At 64.9% G+C, this 26,818-nt stretch carries 23 protein-coding genes; 5 read left to right on the forward strand and 18 right to left on the reverse strand.

The window, feature by feature from the left end:
• Positions 1-178: 178 nt before the first annotated feature.
• The 6 genes from ACIPZ5_RS02085 to ACIPZ5_RS02110 all read right to left on the reverse strand — a co-directional run bounded on the left by ACIPZ5_RS02085 (position 179) and on the right by ACIPZ5_RS02110 (position 6,374).
• The gene (locus ACIPZ5_RS02085; protein WP_261940728.1) at positions 179-1,123 is read right to left on the reverse strand and encodes a PDR/VanB family oxidoreductase; all 945 of its coding nucleotides are present in this window, start codon (positions 1,121-1,123) and stop codon (positions 179-181) included.
• On the reverse strand, positions 1,120-2,550 hold the full coding sequence (locus tag ACIPZ5_RS02090; RefSeq protein ID WP_400806344.1) for an amidohydrolase family protein: 1,431 nt from the start codon (positions 2,548-2,550) through the stop codon (positions 1,120-1,122). Before ACIPZ5_RS02090 ends, ACIPZ5_RS02085 begins: the two co-directional genes overlap by 4 nt.
• Before the next feature lie 16 nt (positions 2,551-2,566).
• Positions 2,567-3,295, reverse strand: coding sequence for an ABC transporter permease (locus tag ACIPZ5_RS02095; RefSeq protein ID WP_400806689.1), 729 nt, complete (start codon positions 3,293-3,295; stop codon positions 2,567-2,569).
• 85 nt (positions 3,296-3,380) lie between these two features.
• Positions 3,381-4,235, reverse strand: a complete 855-nt coding sequence (locus ACIPZ5_RS02100; protein ID WP_400806346.1) for an ABC transporter ATP-binding protein — start codon at positions 4,233-4,235, stop codon at positions 3,381-3,383.
• Between the two features lie 66 nt (positions 4,236-4,301).
• Complete coding sequence (locus ACIPZ5_RS02105) at positions 4,302-5,327, reverse strand: Rieske 2Fe-2S domain-containing protein (RefSeq protein ID WP_400806348.1); 1,026 nt, start codon at positions 5,325-5,327, stop codon at positions 4,302-4,304.
• 36 nt (positions 5,328-5,363) lie between these two features.
• A complete protein-coding gene (locus tag ACIPZ5_RS02110) occupies positions 5,364-6,374 on the reverse strand; it encodes an ABC transporter substrate-binding protein (RefSeq protein ID WP_343594888.1) in 1,011 nt (336 codons plus the stop codon).
• A 637-nt stretch (positions 6,375-7,011) separates the two neighbouring features.
• Between ACIPZ5_RS02110 and ACIPZ5_RS02115 the strand changes: the two genes are divergently transcribed.
• A complete protein-coding gene (locus ACIPZ5_RS02115) occupies positions 7,012-7,818 on the forward strand; it encodes an outer membrane protein OmpK (RefSeq protein WP_261940722.1) in 807 nt (268 codons plus the stop codon).
• 82 nt (positions 7,819-7,900) lie between these two features.
• On the opposite strand, the gene ACIPZ5_RS02120 is transcribed toward ACIPZ5_RS02115, so the two are convergent.
• Positions 7,901-8,392, reverse strand: a complete 492-nt coding sequence (locus ACIPZ5_RS02120) for a DUF1543 domain-containing protein (protein WP_343594892.1) — start codon at positions 8,390-8,392, stop codon at positions 7,901-7,903.
• Between the two features lie 251 nt (positions 8,393-8,643).
• Here ACIPZ5_RS02120 and ACIPZ5_RS02125 point away from each other — a divergent pair, with 251 nt between their 5' ends.
• The 3 genes from ACIPZ5_RS02125 to ACIPZ5_RS02135 are packed head-to-tail and all read left to right on the forward strand — an operon-like array spanning position 8,644 to position 10,636.
• Complete coding sequence (locus tag ACIPZ5_RS02125) at positions 8,644-8,949, forward strand: DUF6482 family protein (RefSeq protein ID WP_261944334.1); 306 nt, start codon at positions 8,644-8,646, stop codon at positions 8,947-8,949.
• 8 nt (positions 8,950-8,957) lie between these two features.
• Positions 8,958-10,484, forward strand: a complete 1,527-nt coding sequence (locus ACIPZ5_RS02130; protein WP_343595389.1) for a cryptochrome/photolyase family protein — start codon at positions 8,958-8,960, stop codon at positions 10,482-10,484.
• Positions 10,481-10,636, forward strand: coding sequence for a DUF2256 domain-containing protein (locus tag ACIPZ5_RS02135; RefSeq protein WP_343594894.1), 156 nt, complete (start codon positions 10,481-10,483; stop codon positions 10,634-10,636). The genes ACIPZ5_RS02130 and ACIPZ5_RS02135 overlap by 4 nt, the downstream gene beginning before the upstream one ends.
• A gap of 56 nt (positions 10,637-10,692) precedes the next feature.
• On the opposite strand, the gene ACIPZ5_RS02140 is transcribed toward ACIPZ5_RS02135, so the two are convergent.
• Positions 10,693-11,139 (reverse strand): PAS domain-containing protein, encoded by a 447-nt coding sequence (locus ACIPZ5_RS02140; protein WP_261940718.1) that lies wholly within the window; start codon positions 11,137-11,139, stop codon positions 10,693-10,695.
• A 154-nt stretch (positions 11,140-11,293) separates the two neighbouring features.
• Here ACIPZ5_RS02140 and ACIPZ5_RS02145 point away from each other — a divergent pair, with 154 nt between their 5' ends.
• Positions 11,294-12,181 carry a MerR family transcriptional regulator gene (locus ACIPZ5_RS02145; protein WP_261940717.1) on the forward strand — a complete coding sequence of 296 codons (888 nt, stop codon included), beginning with the start codon at positions 11,294-11,296 and terminating at the stop codon, positions 12,179-12,181.
• Positions 12,182-12,187: 6 nt separating this feature from the next.
• Here the strand turns inward: ACIPZ5_RS02145 and ACIPZ5_RS02150 are convergent, their stop codons facing one another.
• From ACIPZ5_RS02150 to ACIPZ5_RS02195, 10 genes are all read right to left on the reverse strand, one after another.
• The gene (locus ACIPZ5_RS02150) at positions 12,188-12,973 is read right to left on the reverse strand and encodes an ABC transporter ATP-binding protein (RefSeq protein WP_261940716.1); all 786 of its coding nucleotides are present in this window, start codon (positions 12,971-12,973) and stop codon (positions 12,188-12,190) included.
• 11 nt (positions 12,974-12,984) lie between these two features.
• Positions 12,985-13,740 carry an ABC transporter permease gene (locus ACIPZ5_RS02155; RefSeq protein ID WP_400806354.1) on the reverse strand — a complete coding sequence of 252 codons (756 nt, stop codon included), beginning with the start codon at positions 13,738-13,740 and terminating at the stop codon, positions 12,985-12,987.
• A 10-nt stretch (positions 13,741-13,750) separates the two neighbouring features.
• Positions 13,751-14,503, reverse strand: coding sequence for an ABC transporter permease (locus ACIPZ5_RS02160; protein WP_343594901.1), 753 nt, complete (start codon positions 14,501-14,503; stop codon positions 13,751-13,753).
• Between the two features lie 198 nt (positions 14,504-14,701).
• Positions 14,702-17,149 carry a TonB-dependent receptor plug domain-containing protein gene (locus ACIPZ5_RS02165; protein ID WP_400806356.1) on the reverse strand — a complete coding sequence of 816 codons (2,448 nt, stop codon included), beginning with the start codon at positions 17,147-17,149 and terminating at the stop codon, positions 14,702-14,704.
• 66 nt (positions 17,150-17,215) lie between these two features.
• The gene (locus ACIPZ5_RS02170; protein WP_343594905.1) at positions 17,216-19,459 is read right to left on the reverse strand and encodes a TonB-dependent receptor; all 2,244 of its coding nucleotides are present in this window, start codon (positions 19,457-19,459) and stop codon (positions 17,216-17,218) included.
• 207 nt (positions 19,460-19,666) lie between these two features.
• Positions 19,667-20,725, reverse strand: a complete 1,059-nt coding sequence (locus ACIPZ5_RS02175; RefSeq protein ID WP_261940711.1) for an ABC transporter substrate-binding protein — start codon at positions 20,723-20,725, stop codon at positions 19,667-19,669.
• Positions 20,722-21,786 carry an ABC transporter substrate-binding protein gene (locus ACIPZ5_RS02180; RefSeq protein ID WP_400806359.1) on the reverse strand — a complete coding sequence of 355 codons (1,065 nt, stop codon included), beginning with the start codon at positions 21,784-21,786 and terminating at the stop codon, positions 20,722-20,724. Before ACIPZ5_RS02180 ends, ACIPZ5_RS02175 begins: the two co-directional genes overlap by 4 nt.
• A 19-nt stretch (positions 21,787-21,805) precedes the next feature.
• A complete protein-coding gene (locus ACIPZ5_RS02185) occupies positions 21,806-22,954 on the reverse strand; it encodes an LLM class flavin-dependent oxidoreductase (protein ID WP_261940709.1) in 1,149 nt (382 codons plus the stop codon).
• Between the two features lie 213 nt (positions 22,955-23,167).
• Positions 23,168-25,018 carry an ABC transporter ATP-binding protein gene (locus ACIPZ5_RS02190; RefSeq protein ID WP_400806361.1) on the reverse strand — a complete coding sequence of 617 codons (1,851 nt, stop codon included), beginning with the start codon at positions 25,016-25,018 and terminating at the stop codon, positions 23,168-23,170.
• Positions 25,011-26,786 (reverse strand): ABC transporter ATP-binding protein, encoded by a 1,776-nt coding sequence (locus ACIPZ5_RS02195; protein WP_400806364.1) that lies wholly within the window; start codon positions 26,784-26,786, stop codon positions 25,011-25,013. The genes ACIPZ5_RS02190 and ACIPZ5_RS02195 overlap by 8 nt, the downstream gene beginning before the upstream one ends.
• Between the last annotated feature and the right edge of the window lie 32 nt (positions 26,787-26,818).

The following is a 26,818-nucleotide window of genomic DNA, read 5'->3' on the forward strand; positions in this document are numbered from 1 at the left end:
TGTGGCGTTTCAGCGCGACATACGCCAACGGGGCCCGGCAACGTGTAAAAAACGCCGCCGATCAGTGCCACGCTCAGCGTTGTGCTGATTAGCGATGTCGCGCTGGTGGTGCCTGCGATCATCCCGGCCTGCGCATCGTTCATTCCTGCCAGTGCCGCCTCACCTCATCTGCCCGAGCTCAGGCATCCAGCGCCAGGCGAGCACCGCGTGCGCCCGAGACGCAGGGGGCGATCCATTCCCCACTGTTGCGCTGGGCCTCGCTGAGGCAGTCGTCACGGTGCAACGGCTCGCCATCGGTGACCCGGCACAGGCAGGCACCGCAAATGCCCATGCCGCAGGAAACAGGCAGCTCCACCCCAGCTCGCGCGGCGGCCTGCACCAGGCTTTCGCCGGCGCGGACTTGAACCTCGCACCCGCTGCGTTGCAGCACCAGGACACAGCTACCGTCAGCCTGGGCTGGCGCCTCGACTGCTTTGAAGTGTTCGCGGTGCAGCGCAGTGGCAGGCCAGCCAAGGGCCAAGGCGGCCTGCTCGACACTTGTCATGAAACCGGCTGGCCCGCAGCAATACACGCTGGCCTCAGGTTGCCAGGCTGGCAGTTGCTCAGCCAGGCACTCACGAACCTGCGCAGCGCGCAGGCCTGCGAATACTTCAGGTTGCGGCCCCTGGCGCGGGACAAGCGGTGCCTGGTGCACGTGCCGGGTGAAATACAGCAGGCGCACCGCGCGGCCCTGCAGCTGGCAGTGGCGGTACATGGGCAACAGGGGGGTGATGCCGATGCCGGCCGCCACCAGGATCACCGGGCCGGTGCCAGACGCCAGGGCGAACTGGTTGCGTGGCGTGCCGACCTCCACGCAGGCCCCCAAGCGCAGCTGTTCATGCAGCCATTGCGAACCACCCCGCGAAACAGGCTCACGTTTGACCGCCAGGTACAGGTGGCCGTCTTCGGGCAGGCTGATCACCGAGTACTGGCGCACCAGGCCGTTGCCCAGGCGCAGATCGACATGGGCGCCAGCGGCCCAGCTGAAGGGCAAGGGGCCGCCGCCGGGCAGGTCCAGTTCGATACCCAGCACGTCTTCGGCTTCCAGGCGCAGGGCGCGCACGTGCAAGGATACCCAGCTCATGCGCGCACCCCCGCTGCCCGTTGCAGACGCACCACGGCCTCGCGGGCCTGGTGGCCCAGCTCAGTGAGGTCGATACCAGGGAGCGTGTCGTTTTCCACCCGCAGCTGGCCGCCTACCAGCAATGCCCGCAAGGTCGGCCGCCCACCGCCGACCACCGGTGCAATACCCAGGTCATGCAAACCAAAGTAGCGCGGCTGATCAAGCCGATAGAGCGCCAGGTCAGCCGCCATCCCCACCTGCACTGTACCCACCGCGTCAAGCCCCAGCACCTGGGCGCCACCGGCCGTGCCCCAGCGCACCACGTCCTCCACGCAGGCGACATGCGCGCCGCCTTCGCGTGTGCCTGCGGCATGGCCGGGCAAGGCCCGTTCGCCGCCCTTGGCTCGTTGCATGAGCCAGGCGGCATGGGTTTCGCTGATCATGTCACAGGCTTCGTTGGAAGCTGCCCCGTCCACCCCGATCGAGATCGGCACGCCCGCTGCCTCCAGGGCGACGATATCGGCGATGCCACTGCCCAACCTGGCGTTGCTCTGCGGGCAGTGGGCGACGCCGGTGCCGGTTGCGCCCAGCAGGCGGATTTCCTCGGTATCGAGCTTGACCAGGTGGGCGAACCAGACGTCCGTCCCGAGCCACTCGTGCTCGGCACAGAAGGCCACGGGTGAGCATTGATGGCGGCGCTGCACTTCGTTCTGGTACTCCACCGTCTCACTCAGGTGACTGTGCAGGCGGATCCCCAGCTGGCGGGCAGCGCGGGCCGTTTCACGCAGATGTTCCGGTGGCATCGAGTAGGGCGGGCTGGTCGGTGCCATCACCACGCGGCGCCAGGCGTCGGCGGCGCTGTCGTGGTAGGTGCGCACCAGGCGCCCCACATCGTCCAGGTACTGCTCCAGGGTTTCCGGCCCTGCGCTCGTCGGCCCCTCGGCCTGGCGCACCTGGGTTGCGCCGCCTCGGCACAGCACGAAGCGCAGGCCCAGCCGCTGGGCTTCCTCGAACAGAATCTGCGCGCTGTCGAAGGCCATGCCTGGCAGGTAGAGGTAATGATGGTCGGCGACCGTACTGCAACCGGAGCGGGCCAGTTCCACCAGGCCGATGCGCGCGGCCAGGCGGAAGCTGTGCTCGTCGAACAGCCCGCGGTAGCGATAGGGGACAGCAGCCAGCCATGCCCCGAGGTTCTGGTCGATGCCTGCCGGGATGCCCTTGAGCAGCGACTGGAACAGGTGGTGGTGGGTGTTCACCCAGCCTGGGTAGACCACGCAGTCGGTCGCATCGAGCACCTGCTCGCCGGGTTGTGGCTGCAAGGCGCCAAGGGCCGCGATGCGCCCGTGGCTGATGCGGATATCGGGCCCGGCATGGCGCGCTGCTGCGCCACGCAGGCCGGTGAGAATGGCGCTGGCGTTACGGATCAGCCAGCTGTCGGAATGCGTCATGTGAGTCTCCAAGGGCCTAAGCCAGTTCACTTTCGTGCCAGTGACGCAGGCTCAGGCGAGCCAGTATGGCCATCAGGCTGAACAGCGCGACGCCAGTCAGGGCGATCAGCACCAGAGCGGCGAACAAGCGCGGGATGTTGAGCTGAAAGCCCGCTTGCAGGATCTGGTACGCCAGCCCCGCGCTGCTGCCACCGGTGCCGGCCACGAACTCGGCCACCACCGCGCCGATCAGTGCCAGGCCGCTGGCAATCCGCAGGCCGGCGAAGAAACACGGCAAGGCACTGGGGATGCGCAGGCGCAGCAGCACCTGCCAGCGGCTGGCGCGGTTCAGGCGGAACAGGTTGAGCAGCCCGGGGTTGACGCTGCGCAGCCCCAGCACGGTATTGGCGATGATCGGAAACACTGCCACCAGGGTGGCGCAAATCACCAGCGCCAGTGTCGTGTCGCTGCACCAGATGATGATCAGCGGTGCAATGGCCACCACCGGCGTCACCTGCAGCAGGATGGCGTAGGGGAACAGGCAGGCCTCGACCAGGCGGCTCTGCACGAAGACGAACGCCGCCAGGGTACCGATGATCACGGCGAGGGCGAACGACAGGAAGGTGATCTTCAGGGTCATCCACAGCGCGCCCAGCAACATCGGGCCATCACTGATCAGCGTTCGGGCGATGTCGGCCGGCGAGGGCACCAGGTAGACCGGCACCTGCCAGGCAATACATGCCAATTGCCAGAGACCCAGCAGCACGGCGCCAACCAGCAATGGCGAAGCGATGCGCAATACGGTGGGGTTGTGTAGCCAGGGAGCGGGAAGTTGGTTCATGGCGGAGCTCTCAGCAGTGCTCGCTGTTGGCCTGGGCCAGCAGCCGGGACAGGTGGGCGCATTGGGCGATGAAGGCCGGCGAGGTGCGGTAGGCCTCGTCGCGTTCCAGCGGGCCATCGATGGCGACATCGGCGATCACCCGGCCGGGGCGGGCGCCCATCACCACCACGCGCGACGACAGGTACACCGCCTCGAAGATGCTATGGGTGACGAAGACCACCGTCAGGTCGCGCTCTGCCCAGAGGCGGCGCAGGTCGGTGTCGAGCTTGTTGCGGGTGAACTCATCAAGCGCACCAAACGGCTCGTCCATCAGCAGCAGGTTGGGCTCGGTGGCCAGCGCCCGGGCAATCGATGCGCGCATCTGCATGCCGCCCGATAGCTCGCGCGGGTAAACCCCGCCGAATGCACCCAGGCCCACCTGTTCCAGCGCTGCCTGCACCTTGGCCTGGCTGTGGGCCCGGGGCACACCGGCCAGGTCCAGGGGCAGCCGTACGTTGTCTTGCACCTTGGCCCAAGGCATCAAGGTGGCTTCCTGGAACACCATCGCCAGGCGCTGGCTTGCTCCGCCCGCTTGTGGGTCACGCTCCTGGGCCTCCTTGCCCCACCAGCGCACATGGCCGGCAGAGGGTTGTTCCAGGCCCGCGAACATCTTCAACAAGGTGCTTTTGCCGCAACCCGAAGGGCCCAGCAACGAGACGAACTCGCCGCGCTGGATCGCCAACCTGACGCGGCGCAAGGCGTGGGTGCCATTGCTGTAGGTCTTTTCAACCTGGTTGGCGAACAGCGGGGTCTCGGCGCTTATGACATCGGCAGGCAAGTGTGCCTGTGGGCGGGCGTCGGCTTCGGGCAAGGTCTGTATCAACATGGGCGCTTTCCCATTTGGCTATGAGCGGTGGCAGATGCCCCGGCGCACCGGGGCGCTGAACGGCTGTCAGTGGCTGGCGAACACTTCGCTTTCGCCATGGGCTTCGAGCAAGCCCAGCAATTGCCGGCGGATCACCAGCCCGGGCTTGTCCGAGGGCATGTGAAGCTCGACGCGCCGACGGGTATCGACACAGGCATCGGGGTCAGTGGCCTCGAGAATGTCGCGGTCTTCGGCGGTGATCGCTGCGTCCCAGTCGATCAGCGCCTGGGTCGAGCATTGAGCTTCGCTGTCGTTGCGGTACAGCCACTGCACCAGCATCAGGCGCCCATCGTCGATCGGCGTGGCGCAGTTGTAGATGATGTGATGGATGCCGCTGTCCGGGTACATGCAGCCAAAGCGTCGCGAGAATGGCAGGTAATAGCGGTTGACCAGGTGGCGTTCGGTGATCGGTGCGCGGCTGCCGGTGATGGCGAAGCTTGCCTCAGGGTTGCGGATTGGCACGCGGGTCTCGGCTTCGAAGCCGTAGTCGGTTTCGCGGAACTCGTAGCTGGCCGGTTGCGGCTGGTCGAACAAACCGAAATTGGCCTTGTGCACAAAGGAGAAGTGCGAGTTGTCGAATGAATTTTCCATGACCCTAAGCGGGCTGGTTTTCCATTCTTCGTAGAACTGGAAGATGCGCCGGTAGCCGGGGGCGCCGTCCTCGGGGAAGTCGGGTATTGGCTGCAGCGGATCGTCCAGGGCCACCCAGGCATAGCCATAGCGCTCCTGGCAGTGATAGGCCTTGACGGCGGCACCCGCTGGGATCGCACCTGTCAGGTTCTGCGGGATCTTCACGCATGCGCCGCTGCAGTCGTATTCCCAGCCGTGGTAGCCGCAGGCGATGTTGCCGTCTTCGCTGACGAAGCCTTTGGATAGCCTGGCGGTGCGATGGCAGCAGCGGTCGCGCATCGCCACCGGGGTGCCATCGGGGCGTTTCCACAGCACCAGGGCTTCACCCAGCAGGGTGAAGGGTTTTGGCCCATCGTCCAGCGCGGACATCGGCAGAAGGGCGTACCAGAAACGGCGCAATACAGGTTGTTTGGTGACCAACATGATTCGGCTCCTTGCAGTTGGAAGTGACGGGCCGGGTTAGCGGCTGGCGGTGCTGGGCAGCACGCTGAGGTCTTGTACGAAGCGTGTGGTGTAGGCCTTCTGCCAGGGCGCGGTGGCGCCGAGCAGGCCGGCCTCGACCATGAAGTCGCGGGTGGCTTGCCAGCGGGCGTCGCTCATGGTGCCGATGCCTCGGGTAGCCGCATCGCCTCGGGTCAGCAACTGGTGTTGCTTGAGGGTCGAGACGCCCCAGGCCAGCAGCTCATCGCTCATGTTGGGGTTGTCGCGCTTGATCAGCGCATTGCCTGGGGCGGGGTTTTCCAGATAGCGCTGCCAGCCCTCCAGCGAGGCCCGCACGAACGCGGCCACGCGCTGTGGGTGTTGCTCGATGATGTCCTGGCGGGTGGCTATGGTGGAGCCATAAGGCGGGTAACCGGCATCGGCGAACAGAAAGAAGTTGGGTTTCTGACCGGCCTTGATGGCCTGAAACAGCTCCGAACTGGCGTAGGCCTGCTGGGTAGTGTCAGGGTCTGCGAGGAACGGCTGCAGATTGAAGGTGTAGGGGCGCGCCTGGTTGTCCTTGAGCTGGTATTTGCCTTTGAGCCAAGGCCACCAGGTTTGCTGGCCGGAGGTGGACACCAGCACCTGCTTGTCTTGCAGGCGGTCCAGGCCGCTGATGTCCGCGTGGGTCATCAGGCCTTGCGGGTCGCCCTGAAACGGGGCGGCCACCGCTACCACCGGCAGGCCTTGCTCCACGCTCTTGAGAATCTGCAGGTCGTAATTGACGATGAAGTCGGCCTGTTTGCTGACCAGCAACTGCATGCCGTTGACCTGGGGGCCACCCATGCGGATGGTCACGTCCAGGCCTTCGCGCTGGTACAGCCCCTCTGCCAGGGCCTGGTAGAAGCCACCCTGTTCGGCCTGGGCGTACCAGGAAGTCAGCAGCACGACTTTGTCGCCGGCCATGGCCAGGGGTGCGCCGGCGAGCAGCGCACCGAGCCCTGTCAGCAGCGAGCGAAGCGGTCGAGTCAAGCCAAAGCGGTTTTTCATGATTGTTCTCCACCTCGATTCGAAATCCGTCGGGGGGCCAGGTCAGCCCCTCGGCGAGAAGACCGAGTGGAGAAGCGACGCAACTGGAGAAGGGCGAGCGTTCACGGCTGACACTGCTCTCTTGCCCAGGGCCCAAAGGCCGCGCGCAAACATCCACTCGGATGTACACCCGTTCAGGGGCGCAAGAGCAATGTCCCATGCCTGATCAAGGCACTGACCGCTTCTACTCGAAGGTCTGTAAAGCCAGAAGCGTGCCAGTTCCTGCAAGCCACCCAGCGCCATGGCAGATGGCAGCTTGCAGGGTGCTGCGGGGGCAGGGCAGTGTGCCGCGACGGTGCATGTTGGTGCCTGCCGGCGCCATTAAGGTGCTCAATGTGAGTGCTAGATGGTATTCATTAGGTTGCCAAATTGGCCACAATAGTTGCGGTTCGCTGTATTCGATCGACTGGCACGCGCCCTGCAAGGGCATGCCCGAGTAGAAGCGGTCAGTGCCTTGATAAGGCATGGGACATTGCTCTGGCGGCGTCACGCCGCACACCCGGCAAGGGTGGCACCATGCACAGTGCGTGGTCAGAGGCGAGGTCTGTCCGCTGTCCCTTGCCGGTGAACTTCACCGACCTCGACCCAAGGGATGCCCATGAAACTCAACCCACTCGCCTGGTTCTGCCACAGCCTCCTGCCGCTCTGCACGCTGGCAAGTGCCAGTGCCCAGTCCGCCCCGCTGATGTGGAGCGACAACAGCCTCAGCTACCTCTATGGCCACAACTACAAGGTCGATGGCACCGGTAACGACATTCAGCAGACCATCACCTTCGAACATGCCAGCGGTTGGACGTGGGGGGATGTGTTTCTGTTCGTCGACAACAAATGGTCGAACGGATTGTCCGGCAGCGAGGGGTATACGTATTACGGGGAGTTCTCTCCGCGGCTGTCGCTGGGCAAGATCAGCGGGCAGAACCTGCGCTACGGTGTGATCAAGGATGTGCTGATCGCGGCGACCTACGAGCGCGGCGAGGGGCGCATTCGCCGATACCTGCTGGGGCCTGCAGTGGACCTGCAACTGCCAGGTTTCGATCGCTTCTCGCTCAATACCTACTATCGCAAGCCCGATGGCATCACCGGCAAGGCATCGGGGCAGTGGCAAATCAACCCGACCTGGGCCATGACTCTTCCGCTGGGGCGTTCGGACATTCTCTTCGACGGTTACCTGGAATGGTATGTAAATGACGTCGGTCGCAAGGGCACCTCGAACTATGTGGCCAAGAGTTTTCACTTCAACCCGCAGATCAAGTACGACGTCGGCAAGGCGTTGGGGTACACGGCCAAGCGGTTTTACGCCGGTGTGGAGTGGGACTACTGGTCAGACAAATATGGGATCGAGGACAGCCATGGTTTCCCGACCGATCAGAATGCGCTGAGTGTATTGCTCAAGGCGCATTTTTGAGCCTGCCAGGCTGAACTGACGACCCGTAGCCGCCGCTGGCAAGTGGAAGTGACCGCAAGGGTGGCGGCGGCACGTGGAGCGCTCAGAGCAGAATATAGTCGCTGTATTGCCGTAAGCCGCCATGGGTGCCTTCCATCAGGTGCACGTAGCGGCCGTTCACCCAGTCGATCGGCAAGCAGTCGTCGACATCCAGCACCGTATCGGTATGCGGCTTGAGCCAGCTTGCCTGCAGGCGTTGTTTGCCCAGTTGCCTGGCCTCGGCCTTATCCCTGGCCACCACCAGCAGGTAGCGGTGAGCCTCGCCAAACGTCCTGTCCTCGTAGCCGCCAAGGTTGATGAAGAACAGGCGGGGCTCGTCCGGGCCCGGCGCCACGTCACTGAATTCGACACGGTACCGGTCAATACCGTTGACCTCCATCCATGAGTCGATGTGCAGGCCTGGGCGGCTGCCGAACCAGGCCTGGCACAGTTGCGGGTAGGCCTGCTCAAGGGAGTCAGCCTGCACGAACACCACATCGTGTACTTCGATGCTGGCCCGTGGATGGCGACCACCGAGCATGACTATGTACAGCATGAGCAATTCCTTCCAGTTCCGCTTTGCGTCGTCCGTTACCCGTTGGCCGACAGGAGCGAACCGACTATTGAAATCTATACAAGGCGATATAATATCTGTACAAAATACAATTGTTGTACAGTATTTTTGGCGTGATCGAGGTCAGTATGGCGCACTCTGCTGCGCAGATGACGACACCCCTGATCAACCGCTCGAGTTGTGAAGAGGGTTCCGATCACCCTGTTCTCCGCCGCCTGCCCGAGGGGCACACCATGAACCTGATCGCGCTCACTCAATTGATCTCTACCGGCGAGGCAAAGGAACTTGAACTGCTCTCCCTGGAGGGGGGCTTCTACCTGCTTCGCGCCTTGACCGACGCTGGCCCTTTGACATTGAACGATGCCCATGGGCAGCCCGTTCGTGTGCGCTCCACGACCGAACTGCGGCAGGTGCTGGCAGACCTGCCTCCGGTGCCTTGCATGCTGGTTCAGCAGGTGGTGCACGATGAGATGTGCGGGCAACGTGACGGCCCCATTGCGCCGCTGCGTCTGCCGATATCGCTCACCCGCCAGTGGTAGCCAGAACGATGCGCCTGGGCCTGGTGCTGGGTGACCAGCTGTCGTTCGACTTGGCAAGCCTGGCCACGCTTGACCCTGCCCGCGATGCTGTTCTGATGGCGGAAGTGGAGAGTGAGGCCCGGTACGTGCCGCATCACCCGCTCAAGATCGTTCTCATCTTCAGCGCCATGCGCCACTTTGCCCAGGCCCTGCGTGAGCGGGGTTGGCAAGTGCATTATGTCGAGCTCGACGCTGACGGCAACAGCGGTAGCATCGTTGGCGAGTTGCGTCGCTGGCAGCAGGCCTTGGGCGCCACGCACATTCACCTGACCGAGTGCGGCGAGTGGCGCTTGGAGCAGGCTTTGCGCGATGCCGCATTGCCCCTTGTGTGGCATCGGGATACGCGTTTTCTGTGCTCCCGCGAAGCCTTCGCGCGCTGGGCCCACGAACGACGCCAGCTGCGCATGGAGCACTTCTACCGTGGCATGCGCAAGCGAACCGGCCTGCTCATGGAGCCCGACGGCAGTCCGGCAGGTGGGGCCTGGAATTTTGATGGCGACAATCGCAAGTCGTTACCTGGCCAGTTGCGCGGGCCGTTCGCTGCGCATTTCGCCCAGGACGGCATCACGGCAGCGGTGATCGCCCTGGTACGTCAGCGCTTCAGCGACCACTACGGGGCCATCGACGGCTTCGACTACCCCGTGACCCATGGCGAGGCACAACAGCTCTGGCAGCATTTTCTGGACTTCGGCCTGGCGGCTTTCGGTGACTACCAGGACGCCATGGCCGAAGGCGAGCCGTATCTGTTCCACGCGCGCATCAGTGCGGCGCTGAACATCGGGCTTCTGGACGTGCGTTGTCTGTGCCAGGAGGTCGACAGGGCTTGGCGCGAAGGGCGGGTACCGCTCAATGCAGCCGAAGGTTTCATCCGTCAGTTGATCGGCTGGCGCGAATATGTGCGGGGCATCTATTGGCTGCGCATGCCGGAGTATGCCGGGCTCAATTACCTGGGCAACGAGCGCGCGTTGCCGCAATTCTACTGGACCGGGCGCACCCGCATGCGCTGCATGGAGCAGGCTATCGGGCAAACCCTGCGGTTGGGGTACGCTCACCATATCCAGCGGTTGATGGTTACCGGCAACTTCGCCTTGCTGGCCGGTATCGTGCCTGGCGCGATCTGCGAGTGGTACCTGGCGGTCTACATGGATGCCTTCGACTGGGTCGAACTGCCCAACACGCTAGGCATGGTCATGCATGCCGATGGCGGCTATCTGGGGTCCAAGCCCTATTGCGCCAGTGGTCGTTATATCCAGCGCATGTCCAATCATTGCAAGGCTTGCAGCTACAGGGTCGACCAGGTGATCGAGGAAGATGCCTGCCCGTTCAATGCCTTGTACTGGCATTTTCTTATTCGCCATCGCTCACTGCTTTCGGCTAACCCGCGCCTGGCGCTGGTCTATCGTAGCCTTGATGGGATGTCGGCCAGCCGCCGCGATGCGGTGTGGCAGCGTGGCCAGTCACTGTTGGCGCGCCTCGATGCCGAGCAAGTGGTATGAAAAAGAGCCATCTGCCCAGCAAGGTCTGCGTGGTGTGCGGCCGGCCGTTCAACTGGCGCAAGCGCTGGGCGCGCTGTTGGGAGCAGGTGCGCTACTGCTCCGAGCGATGCCGCAGGTCAGCGCCACGCCGCGAGGCGCCAGAGCAGGCGTAGGGCGAAGGCCCGTATCGGCACCCGTAGCAGGCCTGTTTCCATCGCGCCCGGTTTAGTCAGCGCTCGGCCTGCCCCAGTTGTCGGCGCAATTCAGCCACTTCAGCCTCTAGCTCGCGTACCTTTTCCTCAGCGAAAATCTGTGCTGTGACATCGCGCTGGATACCGATGTAGTACGTCAGCTGATCCGCCTCGTTGCGCACGGGCGTGATGGACAACTCGTTCCAGAACAGGCTCCCGTCCTTGCGATAGTTGCGCAGCACCTGGCGGCAAGGGTTGCCTTCGCGGATCGCCTCGCGGACGGCTGCAAGGCCCTCTTGGTCATGATCCTTGCCCTGAAGAAAACGGCAGTCCTGATAGAGGATGTCGTCGGCGCAGTAGCCGGTCAGCCGTTCGAACGCGGGGTTGGCGTAGATAAGGATGCTGTCGTCGCCTTCCTGCTCGGCGACGACGATGCCATCGTTTGAATGCTCGACCATCAGTTGCAGGAGTTTCGCGTTGATCATAGGGCCCACCTACAGGCGTTTCGTATGCGATAGGCGCAGCGTAGCTTCTGTACAGAAGGCTCAGGCGCCGTAAGTTGCATGATGAACCAAGGAGGCTCGTCGCAGAAGGTGCATATGGGTTTAGAATGTTCTTCCATCTGGAAACCCCCTCGTGATGACTGACGCCACCCCACCCGATTTGCTACCCATGCGCGATGTGGTCAGTTTGACCGGCGTCAACCCGGTGACCTTGCGTGCCTGGGAGCGGCGCCATGGATTGCTCAGCCCGCAGCGCACCGAGGGCGGCCATCGCCTGTATACGGCGCGAGATGTCCAGCGCATACGCGACATCTTGCATTGGACCGGCAACGGCGTGCCGATCAGCAAAGTCGGCGACAGGCTCGCAGGCCAGCCTGAGGTGTCTGCCCAGCAGCGTTCTGCCTTTGACCAATGGCGCGCCGCCGTGGAATCCGCATCCAAGGCATTTGATGTTCAGGCACTGGAAGGCATCCATGGTCAGTTGTTCACACTCTTTCCCAAGGCCACCGTGCTGCGAGACGTGCTGATGCCGGTGTGGCATGACTTGGCTTCAGGGGCGGCTCCAGGTCAGCGTAGCCAGTGGTTGTTTCTCGACACGTTCTTGCGCGCCCGCTTGCTGCTGCGTCTGCAGATGAACCAGGTCGACGCGCCGCGGGTGTTGCTTGCCGCTGCCGAGGGCCAGGCCGAACTCAAGGTGTTGTGCACAGGGCTTCTGTTGAGCAGCGAACAACAGCGTATCGAAGTGCTCGGTTGCGGGCAGCCGCTGGAAGAGCTCCCGATGGTGTGTGCGGCCATGCAGCCTGCGGCGCTGGTGATAAAAGTTCAGGCGCCGGTAAGCCCCACCTTGATCAGGCGCTTGCGTGCGTTGCAGATGGCGATCGTGTGTCCGTTGGCCTTGATAGGCGACGGGCTGGCCGATTCACAACCCGCCTTGAGTGGCACCGCGCTGTTCCTGCTGGACGAGGGCGGCGCTGACGCCGCGCGCATGCTGAACGCCTTGCACCGTGGTGCGCTTGACCTTTGACCCAAGTCACGTTCCGGCCAGTTCTTGCACCAGACGCTGTTTGAGCTCGTGCAGGCGTGCGCTGTCTCGTCGGCGTGGATGGGGCAGGGAGATGCTGATGTCTTCCTTTATCCTGCCAGGCTGCGCATCCATCACGATCACCCGGTCACCCAGGTACAGCGCCTCTTCGATGTCATGGGTCACCATGATCACGGTGCAGCGCTCCTGTACCCAGATGCGTTGCAGCTCCTGCTGCAAACGCACCCGGGTCAAGGCATCCAGCGCGCCGAGCGGTTCGTCCAGCAACAGCACCTTGGGCTTGTTCACCAGTGCCCGGGCAATTGCCGCGCGCTGGGCCATGCCGCCAGACAGCTGGTGCGGGTAGGCCTGCTCGTAACCGCCCAGGCCCACCAGTTCGATATGCTCGGCCACCAGCCGGTTCTTTTCAGCTGTTGGCAACCTATGGTTCTTCAAGGCCAGGGCAATGTTCTGCTGCAGGGTCATCCACGGGAACAGGCGGTGGTCCTGGAACACGATGCCGCGCTCAAGGCCCGGCCCGCGCAGCGCCTGCTGGTCCAGCAGGATCTGCCCCTGGTAATCCTGGTCAAGGCCGACGATCAGCCGCAGCAAGGTCGACTTGCCGCAGCCGCTGGCGCCGAGAATGCTGACGAACTCGCCGGGGCGAATGTCCAGGTCGATGCCTTCGAGTACCGGCACCGGCTTGCCCTTGAGCGGGTAGGTCTTGCTCAGGCCGCGGATGGTCAGGGCGCCAGGGCTGGCGCTGGTGGGTAAGGCATGGGCGATAGCGTTCATGATAGGGCCTTTCAACGGGTGGGCTGCCAGCGCAGCAGGCGGCGGGTAAGCAAGGAACACAGCCAGGACATCAGGTAGCCGCACAGGCCGATACACAGCACGCAGACCACGATGATCTCCATGCGCGCCGCGGCCTCGGCGTTCATCATCAGGCTGCCAAGGCCAGCCCCGGCGGACAGGAACAACTCGCTGCCTACCGAGGTTACCCAGGCAAAGGCCAGCGCTTGCAAGACGCCGGCGGCAATGCCTGGCAACGCCGCCGGCAGCAGGATCAGCCACAGTTGCTGCCAACGGCTGAGCATCAATACTCGTGCGGCTTCACGGTGCTGGCCGGCGACCTGGCGCAGGCTTTCAAAGGTGTTCAGCACCATCGGGTACAACGCCGCCAGGCTGACGATCAGCAGCTTGGCGCCTTCACCGTTACCCAGCCACAGGGCAATCAACGGGATCCAGCCCAGCATCGGCACCTGGCGCATGGCATGGAACAGCGGCGCGATCAGGCGGTTGGCCGGTATGGACAGGGCCATCAGCGCCCCCAGGCCGACACCGCCGACGATGCCGATGGCAAGGCCGCTGCAGGTGCGCAACAGGCTCGCCCACAGGTTGACCAGCAACTCGCCGCTGGCCAGCAGTTCGGCCAGTGCGCTACCTACCTGCGCCAGCGGTACGAAGGCATAGGCGCCAGTCGCGCCTTGGCGCGAGGCGTATTCCCAGGCACCGAGCAGCAACAGCGGTAACACCAGGCCACGCACATTCTGCAGTTTCATCGCATCCTCCTCAGCGGCTTTGCCAGGCAGACAGGCGCCGCTCCACACGGCGCAGGGTGAAATCCAGGCAGAAACCGATCAGCCCGGTCAGCACCACGCCGACCATCACTACATCGATGCGCAGCATCTGCCGGCCCATCTCGATCATCTGCCCCAGGCCGCTGTCGGCCGCCAGCAGTTCGCAGGCCACCAGCACCACCCAGGCACGGGTGAGGGCCACGCGGATACCGGTGACAATGGCCGGGACCGCGGCGGGCAGGGCAATCCGGCCTACCAGGGTGGGCCAGCGCAGGCGGTACACCGCTGCCACTTCGAAATGACTGCGCGGGATCGCGCGGATGCCTTCGCAGGTGGCCAGCGCCACCGGGAAGAACGCGGTCTTGGCGACGATGACCACCTTGAAGGTTTCGTCGACGCCGAACAGCAGCACGAACATCGGGATCAGCGCGATGCTCGGCACCTGGCGCAGGGTATGGAACAGCGGCGCGCAGTAAGCCTCCACGGTTTTCGACAGGGCCAGTGCCGCGCCAAAGGCCAGGCCGGCCAGTGCGCCACCGCTAAAGCCCAAGGCCAGCCGCGACAGGCTGCCGGCCAGGTGCTCCTGCAGCTCGCCGCTGGCCAGCAGGTCGGTGAGGCTGCGCCACACTTCCAGCGGCGGGATCAGCAGGTTGGCCGGAAACAGTCCGGCATTGGCCACCACGGCCCAGAGGGTGAGCAGGGCCAGGGGTGAGATGAACCAGGTAAGGGACGAGAGCACGCGCATGGCTGGCCTTGGAAGAGCAGAGGGTAACGGCTTATCGCAAGAGCTGTGCCAGGCGGCGCAGGCTCTGGATTACAGGGCTGCAGGGAGGCGGGTGGTGCTGGGGAAGCAGCGGGGTGTTGCTGCAGCAGCAGTCGGTCAGCAGTGTCGGTGTTGGCGGCTTCGCGGGTTTGCCCGAGAAGCCGCCCACTCGGTTTCAGATCAGAAATCGTAACTCACACTGGTGTAGTAGAACGCCCCCTGCGCCCCCTCCGGGCTGGTAATGGAGTATTTCGGCACGCCATACAGCTGCGCGCCCTTGAGCTTGTCCGGGTGGCTGTCGAACAGGTTGATCGCACCCGCCGACAAGGTCAGGCCCAGGTCGAAGTGGTACGACACGTCCAGGTCGGTGACCCACTGCGGGCTGAAGGTCTGGTCCAGGGCGGGGTTGGCGGCGTTGCGGTTCTGCCACTCGCCATAACGGCGCTGGGCCACGGTGACGCTCCAGCCGTCATACAGCCAGTTGGCGCTGAGGGTCAGCTTGTCCTTGGGCGTGCCGTCTTCGATCAGGCCCTGGGTGTTGCGGCCGATGATCTGGTTGCCGGGGATGTTGCCCACGTCGTCCAGGCCGGTGATGCGGGTGTTGTTGCGCGCATAGCCGCCATTGAAGTCCACGCGCCCCCAGCGGCCCACGTCCAGCTGGTAATGGCCGGCCAGTTCGAAGCCGTCGGTGCGGGTGTCGGCGATGTTGGTGTAGAACGCCGCGCTCTGGATGTTGGCGTAGGGCGTGCCGGCGAAGATCGGGCCGACAACCGATGCGGGCAACTGGTCGGACAGGGTGATGCGGTTGTCGATGTCGATGCGGTAGGCGTCGAGTGTGACCGAGGCGTTAGGCAGTGGCTGCCAGACCAGGCCCACGGAGAAGTTGGTCGACTCTTCCGGTTTCAGCGCCTTGCCGCCGAGCAAAGCTGCCTCGGGGCTGTCGGCGCGCAGGGTGCGCTGCTGCACCTCGACCCAGTTGCCACTGCCCGGTGGCTGTTCCACCACCTGCACGCTGAATGACGACAACCCGCTCTGCACCAGAGAGGGCGCGCGGTAGCCGGTGCTGGCGCTGGCCCGTGCGGCAATTTGCGGGGTGAAGTCGTAACGCAGCGACAGCTTGCCGTTGGTGGTGTCGCCAAAGTCCGAGTAATGCTCGCTGCGCACCGCCACGCCGGCCTGGAATTTCTCGGTCAGCTGGGCTTCGACATCGAAGTAGGCACCGATCACGCGGCGGTCCAGCGACACCGCATCGACCTGGGTGATCCCCGAGTAGTAACCAGGAATGCGTCGGCCCGTAATGGGGTCGATGGTGTTGAACAGCGGCCCGTTGGACCAGCCGGCAGCGTCGCCCTCGCTGAGGTCGTAGTTTTCCTGGCGCCAGGCCAGCCCGGCGGACACGGTCAATGGCTTGAACAGCCACTCGTTGGCGAAGTCGCGGGTCCAGTCCAGGGTCAGGTTGGTCTGGTCTGCTTCGCGGCGGCCGGTATAGATGGTCGACGGGCTGGTGGTGCCCCAACTGGGGTTGATGGCGTTGCGGTCGGTGGAGTCGACGCGGTTGTTACCGTAGTTCAGTGCCAGGTCGAAGTTGCCCAGGGCGTCGTTTTCAAAGCGCAGGCCACCGGTGACGGCATAGTCTTCCAGGCCGTAGCGGGTGACTGGCAGACGGCCGTCCGGGTAGCGCGCCAGGGCTACGCTGCCATAGTTGCTGCGCAGGGTGGTGGGTGGGTCGAAGAAGTTTTCGGCGTCGGTGTTCTTGTGGGCGTAGGTCGCGAAACCATAGGCGCTCAGGCCCTCGCTCAAGCCCATTTCGGCGTTGGCGGTGAAGTTGTACTGGTCCGAGACATTGCCCGAGCCCCAGCGCCAGTTGCGGTAGCGGTTGTTCTGCTCGCGCGGTGTGTTGATGCTGGTGGAGCCGGGGTAGAAGAGGCGGTTGTCGTCACGGGTATCGCTGGCGGGGTCCTGGCTGCCGGCGTCGAAGGCCAAGGTCAGGAAGCCGTCGTTGGGCAGGGCAAAACCCTTCCAGCCGCTGAACTTGCGCTGCAGGCCGTCGCCTTTCTTGTAGCCCCCGAAGCGGTAGCCGGCGTTGCCGCCTTCGTCGCGCTCCTTGAGCACGATGTTGATCACCCCGGCGATGGCATCCGAGCCGTACTGGGCGGCGGCGCCGTCGCGCAGGATTTCCACCCGTTCGATGGCCGACAGCGGGATCAGGCTGAGGTCCACTGCTGCTGCGCCCCGGGCGTTGACCAGGCCCTGGCGGGTGACGTTGGCGCTGGTATGGCGGCGTTTGCCGTTGACCAGCACCAGTACCTGGTCCGAAGCCAGGCCGCGCAGCGAGGCGCCTTGGGCGATGGAGCCGGCAAACGCACCTTGCGGCGACTGTGGGAAGCTGAAGGAGGGCGACAGCGCGGTGAGCGCGGCGGACAGGTCGCTGGCACCGGTTTGCTGGAGTTTTTCGCCGCTCAGCACATCGACCGGGGCGGCGCTTTGCAGGGCGGTGACGTCGCTGCGATGGGTGCCGACCACGACAACGGTGTCGAGGCGGTCGTTGGGTTCGGCGGCGAATGCGGGCACGGCAAGGCCGGCGATGGCCAGGGCGATGGCGCTGGCCAAGGCGGTGGGATGGGGCATGGAGTAATCCTTTTATGCAGCGTGATGCTTTGGGGCTGCTGCACAGCAGCCCCAATGGCTTGATAATCAGAACCGGCTGGTAACGCTGAGCCCGACGGTGCGCGGGTCGCCGTAGGTGATCACGTACTGCCCGGCGGTGCCGTTGGGCCGGCCGTGCACCTGGTAGCGGCGGTCGGTGAGGTTGTTGACGAAGCCTGTCACGCTCAGCTTGTCGTCATGGCTGAACCAGCTCAGGCGGGCGTTGGCCAGGGTGTAGTGGGGTTGGCTGAGGGTGGCATCGACGCTGCTCTGACGGTCGGCCAGGAAGTACTCTTTGTCACGGAAGCTCACGTCGCCGCCGGCCACCAGCTTGCCGCCCACTTCCAGCGGGATGGTGTAGTCCGCACCCAGCGACACCACGTTGCGCGGCGAACGCACGAAGCTGTTGCCGCTGTAGTCGCCGGTCACTGCGCCGGTGGTGGGGTTGGTGTTCTTGAAGTCGGTGTATTCGGTGTCCAGGAACGATACCGCCGCGCGCAGGTGCAGGCGTTCGGTCGGTTGGCCCTCGATTTCAAGTTCCGCGCCCTTGACCTTGCCCTTGGCTCCGTTGGTCAGTGCGGTGGTGAGCACGCCATTGTTCACCGTCAGCAGGTTCACCTGGATGTCGGAGTAGTCGTAGTAGAAGATGTTCGCGTTGACCGTCAGGCGGCGGTCGAACCACTCCGACTTCAGCCCCAGCTCGTAGGCGTCCAGCTTTTCCGGGTCGACCGTGGTCAACTGCGCCAGGCTGGTCGACAGCCCGGTGTTGAAGCCGCCCGAGCGGAAGCCGTGGGCGTAGCGGAAGAACACCCGCAGGTTGTCGTTGATGCGGTATTCAGGCGTCAGGTCGTAAGTCCAGGCTTCCCAGGTCTTGTCTTCCTGGCGGTTGCCGTTGGTGCCCGCTCCGGCCAATGGGATCAGCGGGCCACTGGCCGTGGCACGGGTCAGCTGCACCAGGTCCAGGTCGATGTCCTTTTTCTCCTGTGTCCAGCGCAGGCCGCCGGTGACGCTGAAGTCATCGGTGAAGTCGTAGGTCAGGTTGCCGAACAGGGCGTAGCTGTCGGTGCGGTGATCGTAGCCCAGGTCGCGGAACGCGGTGGTGCCCACCTGGTTCGAGCCGGTACCGTTGGGGGTCGGCCCCGGCGTGACGATACGCTGCGCAGAGCTGTCCAGGTCTTCATGGAAGTAGTGGGTGCCCACCAGCCAGTGCAGTGGGCGGTCTTCCGGCGAGGCCAGGCGCAGCTCCTGCGACCACTGGCGGTAGCTGTTGTCGGTGATGGCCGCGCCGTTGACCTCGTAGGGGGTGTAGTCGGCATCGCTGGTCGAGCGGTTGCGGATGTAGTCGTAGGCGCTGATCGAGGTCAAGGTGTAGTCGCCCAGGTACCAGTTGAAGGTCAGCGAGGCGCCGTCGTGGTCCAGGCGATAGTCTTCATTGACGTTCAACGAGATGTCGCGCCCGTGCGGGCGTTCGTAGCCGACGTTGTAGTAGCGGCCCACCGGCAGCGAGCCGTTGCTGCCGTCGCCCTTGAACTGGCGGCTGTGCAGCTTGAGCAGGGCGTCCAGGTCAGGGTTGAGCTGGGCCAGGAACTGCAGGCGGATGGCCTTCTTGTTCACGTCGCCGTAGGTGTTGCCATCGAAGTCGTTGTTCTGGAAACCGTCGCGCTCCTCGGAGTACAGCGCTACCCGCCCAGCCAGTTTTTCATCCACCAGCGCACCACCGATGGCACCGGTGACAATGCGCTCGTTCTTGGTACCGAAGCCGACCGTGCCGTAGCCGTCGGTGTCGAAGGTCGGCTTTTTCGAGATCACGTTGACCGCGCCGGCCGTGGTGTTCTTGCCATACAGGGTGCCTTGCGGGCCACGCAGGATTTCGATGCGTTCCAGGTCGAACAGTGGCCCACCACCGGCGATGGGCGCGTTCAGGTACACGTCATCGGCGTAGACGCCCACTGGGTAGACCGTCGCCGCGCCGGTGTCGCCGGTGCCCAGGCCGCGGATGTACCAGCGCGGGCGGCCGTCGCCGTCGGGGTTCTTGGCCGAGGCGTTGGGCACGAAGGTGGTGATGTCGCCCATCGCGCGCACCCCGTCGGCGGTGATGCTGGTGCCCTTGATGGCCGACACGGCGACCGGGACTTCCTGCAAGGTCTGTTCGCGGTGCTGGGCGGTGACGGTGACGGTTTCCAGGGCCGGTTCGTTCTTGTTGTCTTCGTTGGCGGCGATGGCCTGGGTGCCGGTGCCGGCCAGCAGCAGCGCAAGGCTGATCTGGCGAGCGAGTGGATGACGTTGGTGCATGGTGGATCTCCCCGTATGTAAAGCGTTGTTGGGGAGGGCTAGAGCAGGGACTGTGCCACATTGATAACTGATTGATTTGTATGGATTTAATGCCTGCGCTTGGACGGTCTTGCAGGTTGGGCAGCAGTGGGGTGCTGGGCGGGTGCTGCTGGGGCAGCAATGGGGTGGCAGAAATGGCTGGGGCTGCTGCTCAGCAGCCCCAACATCTTAAACGGCCAAGCGCGAGGTCGAGCCGATCACATTCTCCAGCACGCGAAAATCAATCCACTCCCGCACATCAAAGCGCCGAGGTATGAACCCCCACCTGAACAGGAATTCGGTAAAGTCCTGCAGCGCCTCGATCGAGCGGCTGTCCAGCGTCGTGCGCAACCGCCGGTGCGCATCGTCGCCATACGCCGCCGCTACCCAGTACTCGCTGGTGTTGAGCTCACGCGCCAGAAAGCGCCGAGTCTCTTCGGGGTTGGCCCAGGCCCATTGCTCGGTGCGCAGTACCGTGTCGACCAGCGTGCGGCTGGCCTCGAAGTGGTTCTCCAGCAAGTGCCGGTCGACGGTCAGCGTGCGCGGCGTGCCGTTGTTGCTGCGGATCAGTGGGTCGGGGTGGCTGCCGGTGTCCACCACCACGCGCAGGCCGAACTCATGGGCCAGGTGTACCGCATGGGCGCCCTTGAGGAAGATGGCGTCGATGTCGCCACGCAGCAGGCCGATCAGCTCATTGTTGCGGCGGCTGAAGCGGCTGGTGTCCAGGCTCACTTCGGCGCCATACAGGTGCTGCTTGGCATCGTCGCTGTAGGTGCCGCCGTAGGGGTAGTCGACCAGCTCCACATCGGCCACCGCCAGGCCCTCGAGCTTCAGGGCGTTTTCCAGCCCGCGCAGGGCCTGGGCACGGGTGAAGTCGATCTGCACATTGGCCCACTTGGGCAAGCCGAAGCGGCGGTTCTTCAAGTCGCGGATACTGCGTACACCACTTTCTTCGGTGGTGAGGATCAACTGCACCTCATCGCTCCACGACAGCCCCAGCACGCGGGTCTCGACGCCGCTGGCGTAGGCCCAGATCGCCGGGATGTTGCCGCCGTGGCGCACCGAGTTCTGCAGGTGGTGGTCGTAGTGGGCCTCGCGCACCTCGCGTTCGCTGGACTCGCGCAACGACTGGATATTGGTGCCGAATGGCGCAAAGGCCTCGGCCAGGCGCCCCGACTGCACGGCAATGCCGAGGCCGGTGGGCACTGGGCTGTGGGTGTACCAGAGGGTTTCCAGGGGCTTGGTCATGGGGTAACGGGTTTCCTGTCCATGGGGGTGGGGGCCAGCAGCTGGTCCAGGGGTTGGCGGGCGATCCAGTCGCGCACCTCGAAGCGCGCCGGAATGAAGCGCCAGCGTTCGAGGAACTCGACAAAATCCTGCAAGGCCACGATGGCCTGCTCGTCCAGGCGGGTGCTCAGGCGCAGGTGGGCGTCATTGCCGTAGGCCACTTGCACCCAGTACTCGCTGCTGTTGGTTTCCCGCGCCAGGTAGCGGCGGGTTTCATCCGGGTGCTGGTGCGCCCAGCGCTCGGCGCGCAGCACCGTACCGAGCAGGGTGCGTACCACCTGCGGGTGCTGCGCCAGCAGGTGGCTGTCCACCGCCAGGGTGCGTGGTGTGCCGTTGTTGCTGCGGATCAGTGGGTCGGGGTGGCTGCCGGTATCGATCACCGTGTGCAGGGCAAAGGCGTGGGCCAGTTGCACGGCGCTGGCACCCTTGAGGAAGATGGCGTCCACTTCGCCGCGCAGCAGGCCAGCCAGTTCCAGGTTGCGGCCTTCGCTCTGGGTGCTGGACACCGGTGTGCCGGCCACGTTGCGCACTGGGCGGTCGCTGAAGGTACCGTCGTATCGGTAGTTGACCAGCGCCACGTCGCCCACTTGCAGCCCTTCGAGCTTCAAGGCGTTTTCCAGCCCGCGCAGGGCCTGGGCACGGGTGAAGTCGATCTGCGCGGCGGCCCAGTCAGGCAGGCCGAAGCGCCGGCCCTTTAGGTCTTTCACGCTGTGGATGCCGCTGTCCGGCCGGGTCAGGATCAACTGCGCCTCATCGGCCCACGACAGGCCGATCACGCGGGTTTCGCGGCCCTGGGCGCGGGCCCAGATGGCCGGGATGCTGCCGCCATGGCGTACCGAGTTGAGCAGGCTGTGGTCGAAGTGCGATTCGCGCACCGCCTGCTGGTCGGCTTCGCGCAGCGATTGCACCTGGGTGCCGAGGCTCGCCAGGTCGTCTTGCAGCCAGCCTTGCTGCACGGCAATGCCCAGGCCGGTGGGCACCGGACAGCGGGTGTACCACAGGGTATCGAGGGGTTGGCTCATGTTCGGGCTCCGGTCGGGATCAGGCGCTGGCCTGCAAAGGGGAAGTGGTCGCCTGTTGCACCAGCGGCAGCACTTCCTGGCCGATGCGCAGGGCCTCTTCCAGGTGCGGGTTGGCGGCGAGGATGAAGGTGCTGAAACCGGCATCGCGGTATTCGGCCAGGCGTTCGGCGATGTGCTGGTGGCTGCCCACCAGGCCCACGGTAGGGCCTGGCTTGGCCTTGGCAAAGCCGGCCCACAGGTTGCGCGCCAGGATCAGTTCGTCGAAGCCCTGCAAGCCTTGGTGATAGGCCGCCTGCCGTGCGCCGCCCACAGAGTCCGAACCGGTCACGAAGCCCTTGGCGCTGGCGCTGGCTTTGCCTTCCAGGCGCTCGAACTGCTGGCGCAGCTCGCGCCAGGCCTGTTCTTCGGTTTCGCGGGCGAACAGGTCGACGCGCAGGCCGAAGCGCACCGTGCGGCCTTGCTTGTCGGCCAGTTCGCGCACCCGCTCGATATGCGGCTTGAGCTTGTCGATCGGCTCGGCCCAGTTCAGGTATACGTCGGCATGGCGCGCGGCCACCTCCAGCGCGGCATCGGAAAATCCGGAGAAGTACACGCCCGGTTTGCGTTCGTGCTGCAGGCCTGGCGGCAGGCTGCCGTTCTCCAGGCGGTAGATGTCGCCGTCGTAGGAGAACTTGTCCTGCGCCCACAGGCCCTGGATCACGTCGAGGAATTCGCCGGTGCGCTTGTAGCGCAGGTCATGTTCCAGGAAATCGCCATTGGCGCGTTGGCTGGCCGGGTTACCGCCAGTGATGATGTTCCAGTCCAGCCGTCCACCGCTGAGGTTCTGCAGGATTGCCGCCTGCTGGGCGGCATAGGCGGGCAGGGTCCAGGTGGCCTGGAAAGCGATCAGGAAGCGGATGCGCCGGGTTTCGCGGGCCAGCGCGGCGGCGGCAATCCACGGCTCCGGGCCGGTGGGCAGCAGCGCGCCCTCGAAGCCGGCCAGCTCGGCGGCCTTGGCCACCTGGGCGATGTAGTCGATGTAGGTGAAACCGTCGGCCTGGCCATCGGGCAGGCGGCCGGGGGCGATGTTGCCGGCGCGGTGTACAGGGTTGCCACGGTTGTGGCGGTCGGTGGACAGCTGCGGGCCGTCGGTACCCAAGGGCAGGCGCCAGAAGAATTCGGTGGTCATGGGGACTCCTGAAGAGGCAGGGTGTGCGAGTGGGGGAGGTGGTGCAACGGCTGTGCCATGGATGGCTGAGGCCTGTGGGGCGGGGGCTTGCGGGGGTGGGCTGAGGGATATGTGCTGCTGTAGCAGCAATCAGGCAGCAGTGGATGCTGGGACAGCAGCATGAACAGGTCCGGCCTCTTCGAGGCGTCGAACCGCCGCGAAGAGGCCGGCAAGTCAGACCTCGATTTCTTCGGTTGCAACCTCTCCAGCACTGCGCAAATACGCGTCGTACAGCGCCGTATAAGCCCCACCACGGCCGATCAGTTCAGCATGCGGCCCTTGCTCCACCACCTTCCCATGCCGGACCACTGCAATCCGGTCAGCATCACGAATAGTCGCCAACCGGTGGGCAATGATGATCGCCGTGCGCCCCTGGCACAGCCGGCGCAGGGCACGCTGGATGCGCCGTTCGGTGTGCACGTCCACCGCTGAGGTGGCTTCGTCGAGCACCAGCACCGCCGGGTCGGCGAGGTACGCCCGCACCAGGCACACCAACTGGCGCTGGCCATGACTCAGGTGCGCGCCCAGCGGGCCGACTTCGGTGTGGTAGCGCTGCGGCAGGCGCTCCAGCACTTCGTCGGCGCCCAGCTCGCGGGCCGCGGCAATCAGTTGCGCATCGCTGGCAGCTGGCGAGGCCAGGCGCAGGTTGTCGAGGATGCTGCCGCTGAACAGCACGTTGTCCTGCAGCACCACGCCCACGTTGCGCCGCACGTCATGCTGGGCCAGGGCACGCAGGTCGATGCCATCCAGCTTCACGGCGCCGTCCTGCACTTCGTAGAAGCGCGTCAGCAGCTGTACCAAGGTGCTTTTGCCATGCCCCGAGGGGCCGACGATGGCTATCACTTCACCCGCACGAATATGCAGGTCGAGCCGGTCAATCACTGGCCGTGGGCTGTTTGGCAGATAGGCAAAACCGACCTTTTCGAAGTCCACCTGGCCGTGTGCCCTGGCCAGCGCTTGTGGCGCAGGTGGGTCGAGTACCTGCGGGCGTGTGTCGAGCAACAGGAAGATGCGCTGGGCCGAGGCACTGCCGGTGGCATAGCGCTCGAACAGGTCCGACAACTCCTGCAGCGGGCCGAGGAACAGAAACACGTAGAACAGGCTCTCTGCCACTTGGCCAACGCTGACCTTGCCCTCGGCCAGGCCGTGGGCGCCGACCAGCAACAGCACGGCCATGCCGGCGGTGCTGAGCAACGCGGTGAACGGGGCGAACCAGCCAGCGCGCAGGCTGCCGCGGATCAGCGCCTGGTTGAAGTCTTCCAGCAGCCTCCGGTAGCGGGCCTGGTTGATCTGCGCTTGCCCACATTGCTGGATCAGCCGCACCCCGCTTACGCTTTCAACCAGATGTGCGGTGAAGCGGCTGCGTTGCTCCGCCACCTTGGCCCAGTTGCGCTGCGACACCCGCTTGAAGCGCCAGGTGGCCACGGCCAGCAACGGTACAGTGGCGGCCAGGCTGTAGAAGAAACTGGGCTCTATGCGCCACAGCATCACCGCAGCCAACCCGCAGCGCAGCAGGGCGCCCAGGAGTTCTGGTGGGCCTTGTACCAGCAGTGGCTCCAGTGCATCGACATCACGGTCAACGCGGGAAATGATTCGCCCGGCACGGGTCTGGTCGAAGTAGTTCACCGACAACGCCTGCACATGGGCGAACACCTTGACCCGCAGGTTGTTGAGCACGCCGATCGCCGCGCGCCCGGCAATGAACTGCGATACCCCGGCCAGCAGAAAGCGCCCCAGCCAGCTCGCCGCCAGGCCAAGGCCCAGCCACAGCACCAGGCGTTCATCGAGCAGCCAATGGTCGGCACTGTGTACCAGGCCCTTGTCCAGCAGTTCGCGCACGAACCACGGGCGCAGGAACACGGTAAACACCAGCAGCAGCTCGATGCCGATCACCGCCAGGATCTGCCCACGAATGGGCCGCAACAGCGGCAGCAGGCGGTGGAACATACCCCGGTCCAGTGCCTGGCGGGCCAGACGCTGCTCGATGTCGATATCGCTGGCGGGCGTGTGTTGCACATCAGTCATGGTCGACCCCCAGCAAATCGCGGTAATGGGCATTGTTCGCGCTCAGTTCGGCATGGCTGCCGCTGGCGCTGATACGGCCGTTTTCCAGCATCAGCACGCGGTCGGCCTGCAGCAGGGTGGAGAGTCGGCTGGTGATAAGGAGCAAGGCCGGGCCTTGGCCGTGTGCACTGTGCAGGTGGCGGATGTTGTGCAGCACCTGGCGTTCGCCCAGGGCATCCAGGGCGCTGGTGGCGTCGTCCAGGCAAAGGATGTCGGGCGCACCAAGCAGCGCCCGGGCCAGGCACAGGCGCTGGCGCTGGCCGCCAGACAAGGTAACGCCACGGTCACCCAGCGGCGTATCCAGGCCGTGGGGCAGGCGCGCCAGCACATCCTCGGCAGCGGCCAGGCGCAAGGCTTCGCGCAACTGGGCGTTGCTGGCTTGCGGCGCGGCCAGGCGCAGGTTGGCGGCCAGGCTGTCGGAGAACAGGAAGCTTTCCTGCGGCAGTACGTGAACGCGGCGGCGCAGGTCAGCCAGGTCCAGGTTGCGCACGTCATGCCAACCGCCGGCATCACTGCCGACCTGCACGCTGCCGTGCTCTACGTCGGTAAGGCGCGGCAGCAGGCTGGCCAGCAGGCTCTTGCCGGTACCGGTGGCGCCGACCAGCGCCACTACCTCACCGGGTTGCAGGGTCAGCGAGCAGTCCTGCAACACAGGCCGAGCAGCCTGCGCGGCACTGACCTGCACCTGGTTCAGCTTCAGCCCCAGCGGCCCGGCAGGCAGCGTGGCATGGCTACCGAGGATGGCCGGGCGTTCGTCCAGCAACTGCCAGATGCGTTCGGCGCTGGCGCGGGCATCGGCGAAGGTCTGCATCACCCGGCCGATGCCTTCGATACGGAACACCAGCGTGGTCGCCACCAGCAGCGAGGTGACCAGTTCACCGATGCCCAGGGCACCGGCCGCCACGCGATGGGCGCCGTAGACCAGGATCCACACATGTCCCAGCGCCACCACGGCCTGGGGCAGCGGGATGCGCGAACTGGCGTAGGCGAGGGCAGCGCGGGCGTGATGGGTGAACACCTCGACCTGGCTGGCGAATCGGGCGATACGCTGGCTTTCCAGGCCGAAAGCCTTGATCACCCGCACGCCGCCGATGCCTTCGGCCAGGTCCTGGCTGACCTGGTCATAGGCGGCGCCCACGGCACGGTCCAGGGTTACCAGGCGATCGGTCTGTACCACGAACAGCCACAGCCCGGCGCCGGTCAGTAGCAAGGGCACCAGGCCCAGCAGCGGGTCGTACCAGCTCAACAGGCCGACGGCGGCGATCACCACCAGCGGTGTTTCGATGATCTGCCGCCAGAAGGTGATCAATGCATCGCGCACCTTGTCGGCATCGCGGGTGGTGCGGGTGACCAGTTCACCCATGCCGTGGCGCCAGTGGTAGCCAAGGTGCAGGCGCTGTACCTGGATGAGGATGCGTTCACGCAGGCGCGTGAGCAGGGCCTGGCTGAGCACCAGCGACAGCACGGCGGCGGCGTATTGCAGCAGGCCGCGTCCCAAGGCGATGGCCAGCAGCAGCCACAACCAGTGCCAGGCGATGCTGGCGTCCAGGCTGCCATCAGCCAGGCGCACCACGGCGCGACCGGCGCTGACATCGTCGACCGCGTGGCCGATCAGCCACTGTTGCCAGGCCAGGCCGAGATTGCCGGCCATGTACAAGGCTGTGACCAGGGCGAAGCGCCAAGGCATTTCGCGATAAATGGCCAAGGCCCGAAGTAGAGGGTGGTTCATGTAAATGCTCGATCAGAATGCGACGCCGCCCC

Origin of the sequence: Pseudomonas sp. NPDC089428 (genome assembly GCF_044749325.1) — a bacterium.
In the GTDB taxonomy this organism is placed as follows: domain Bacteria; phylum Pseudomonadota; class Gammaproteobacteria; order Pseudomonadales; family Pseudomonadaceae; genus Aquipseudomonas.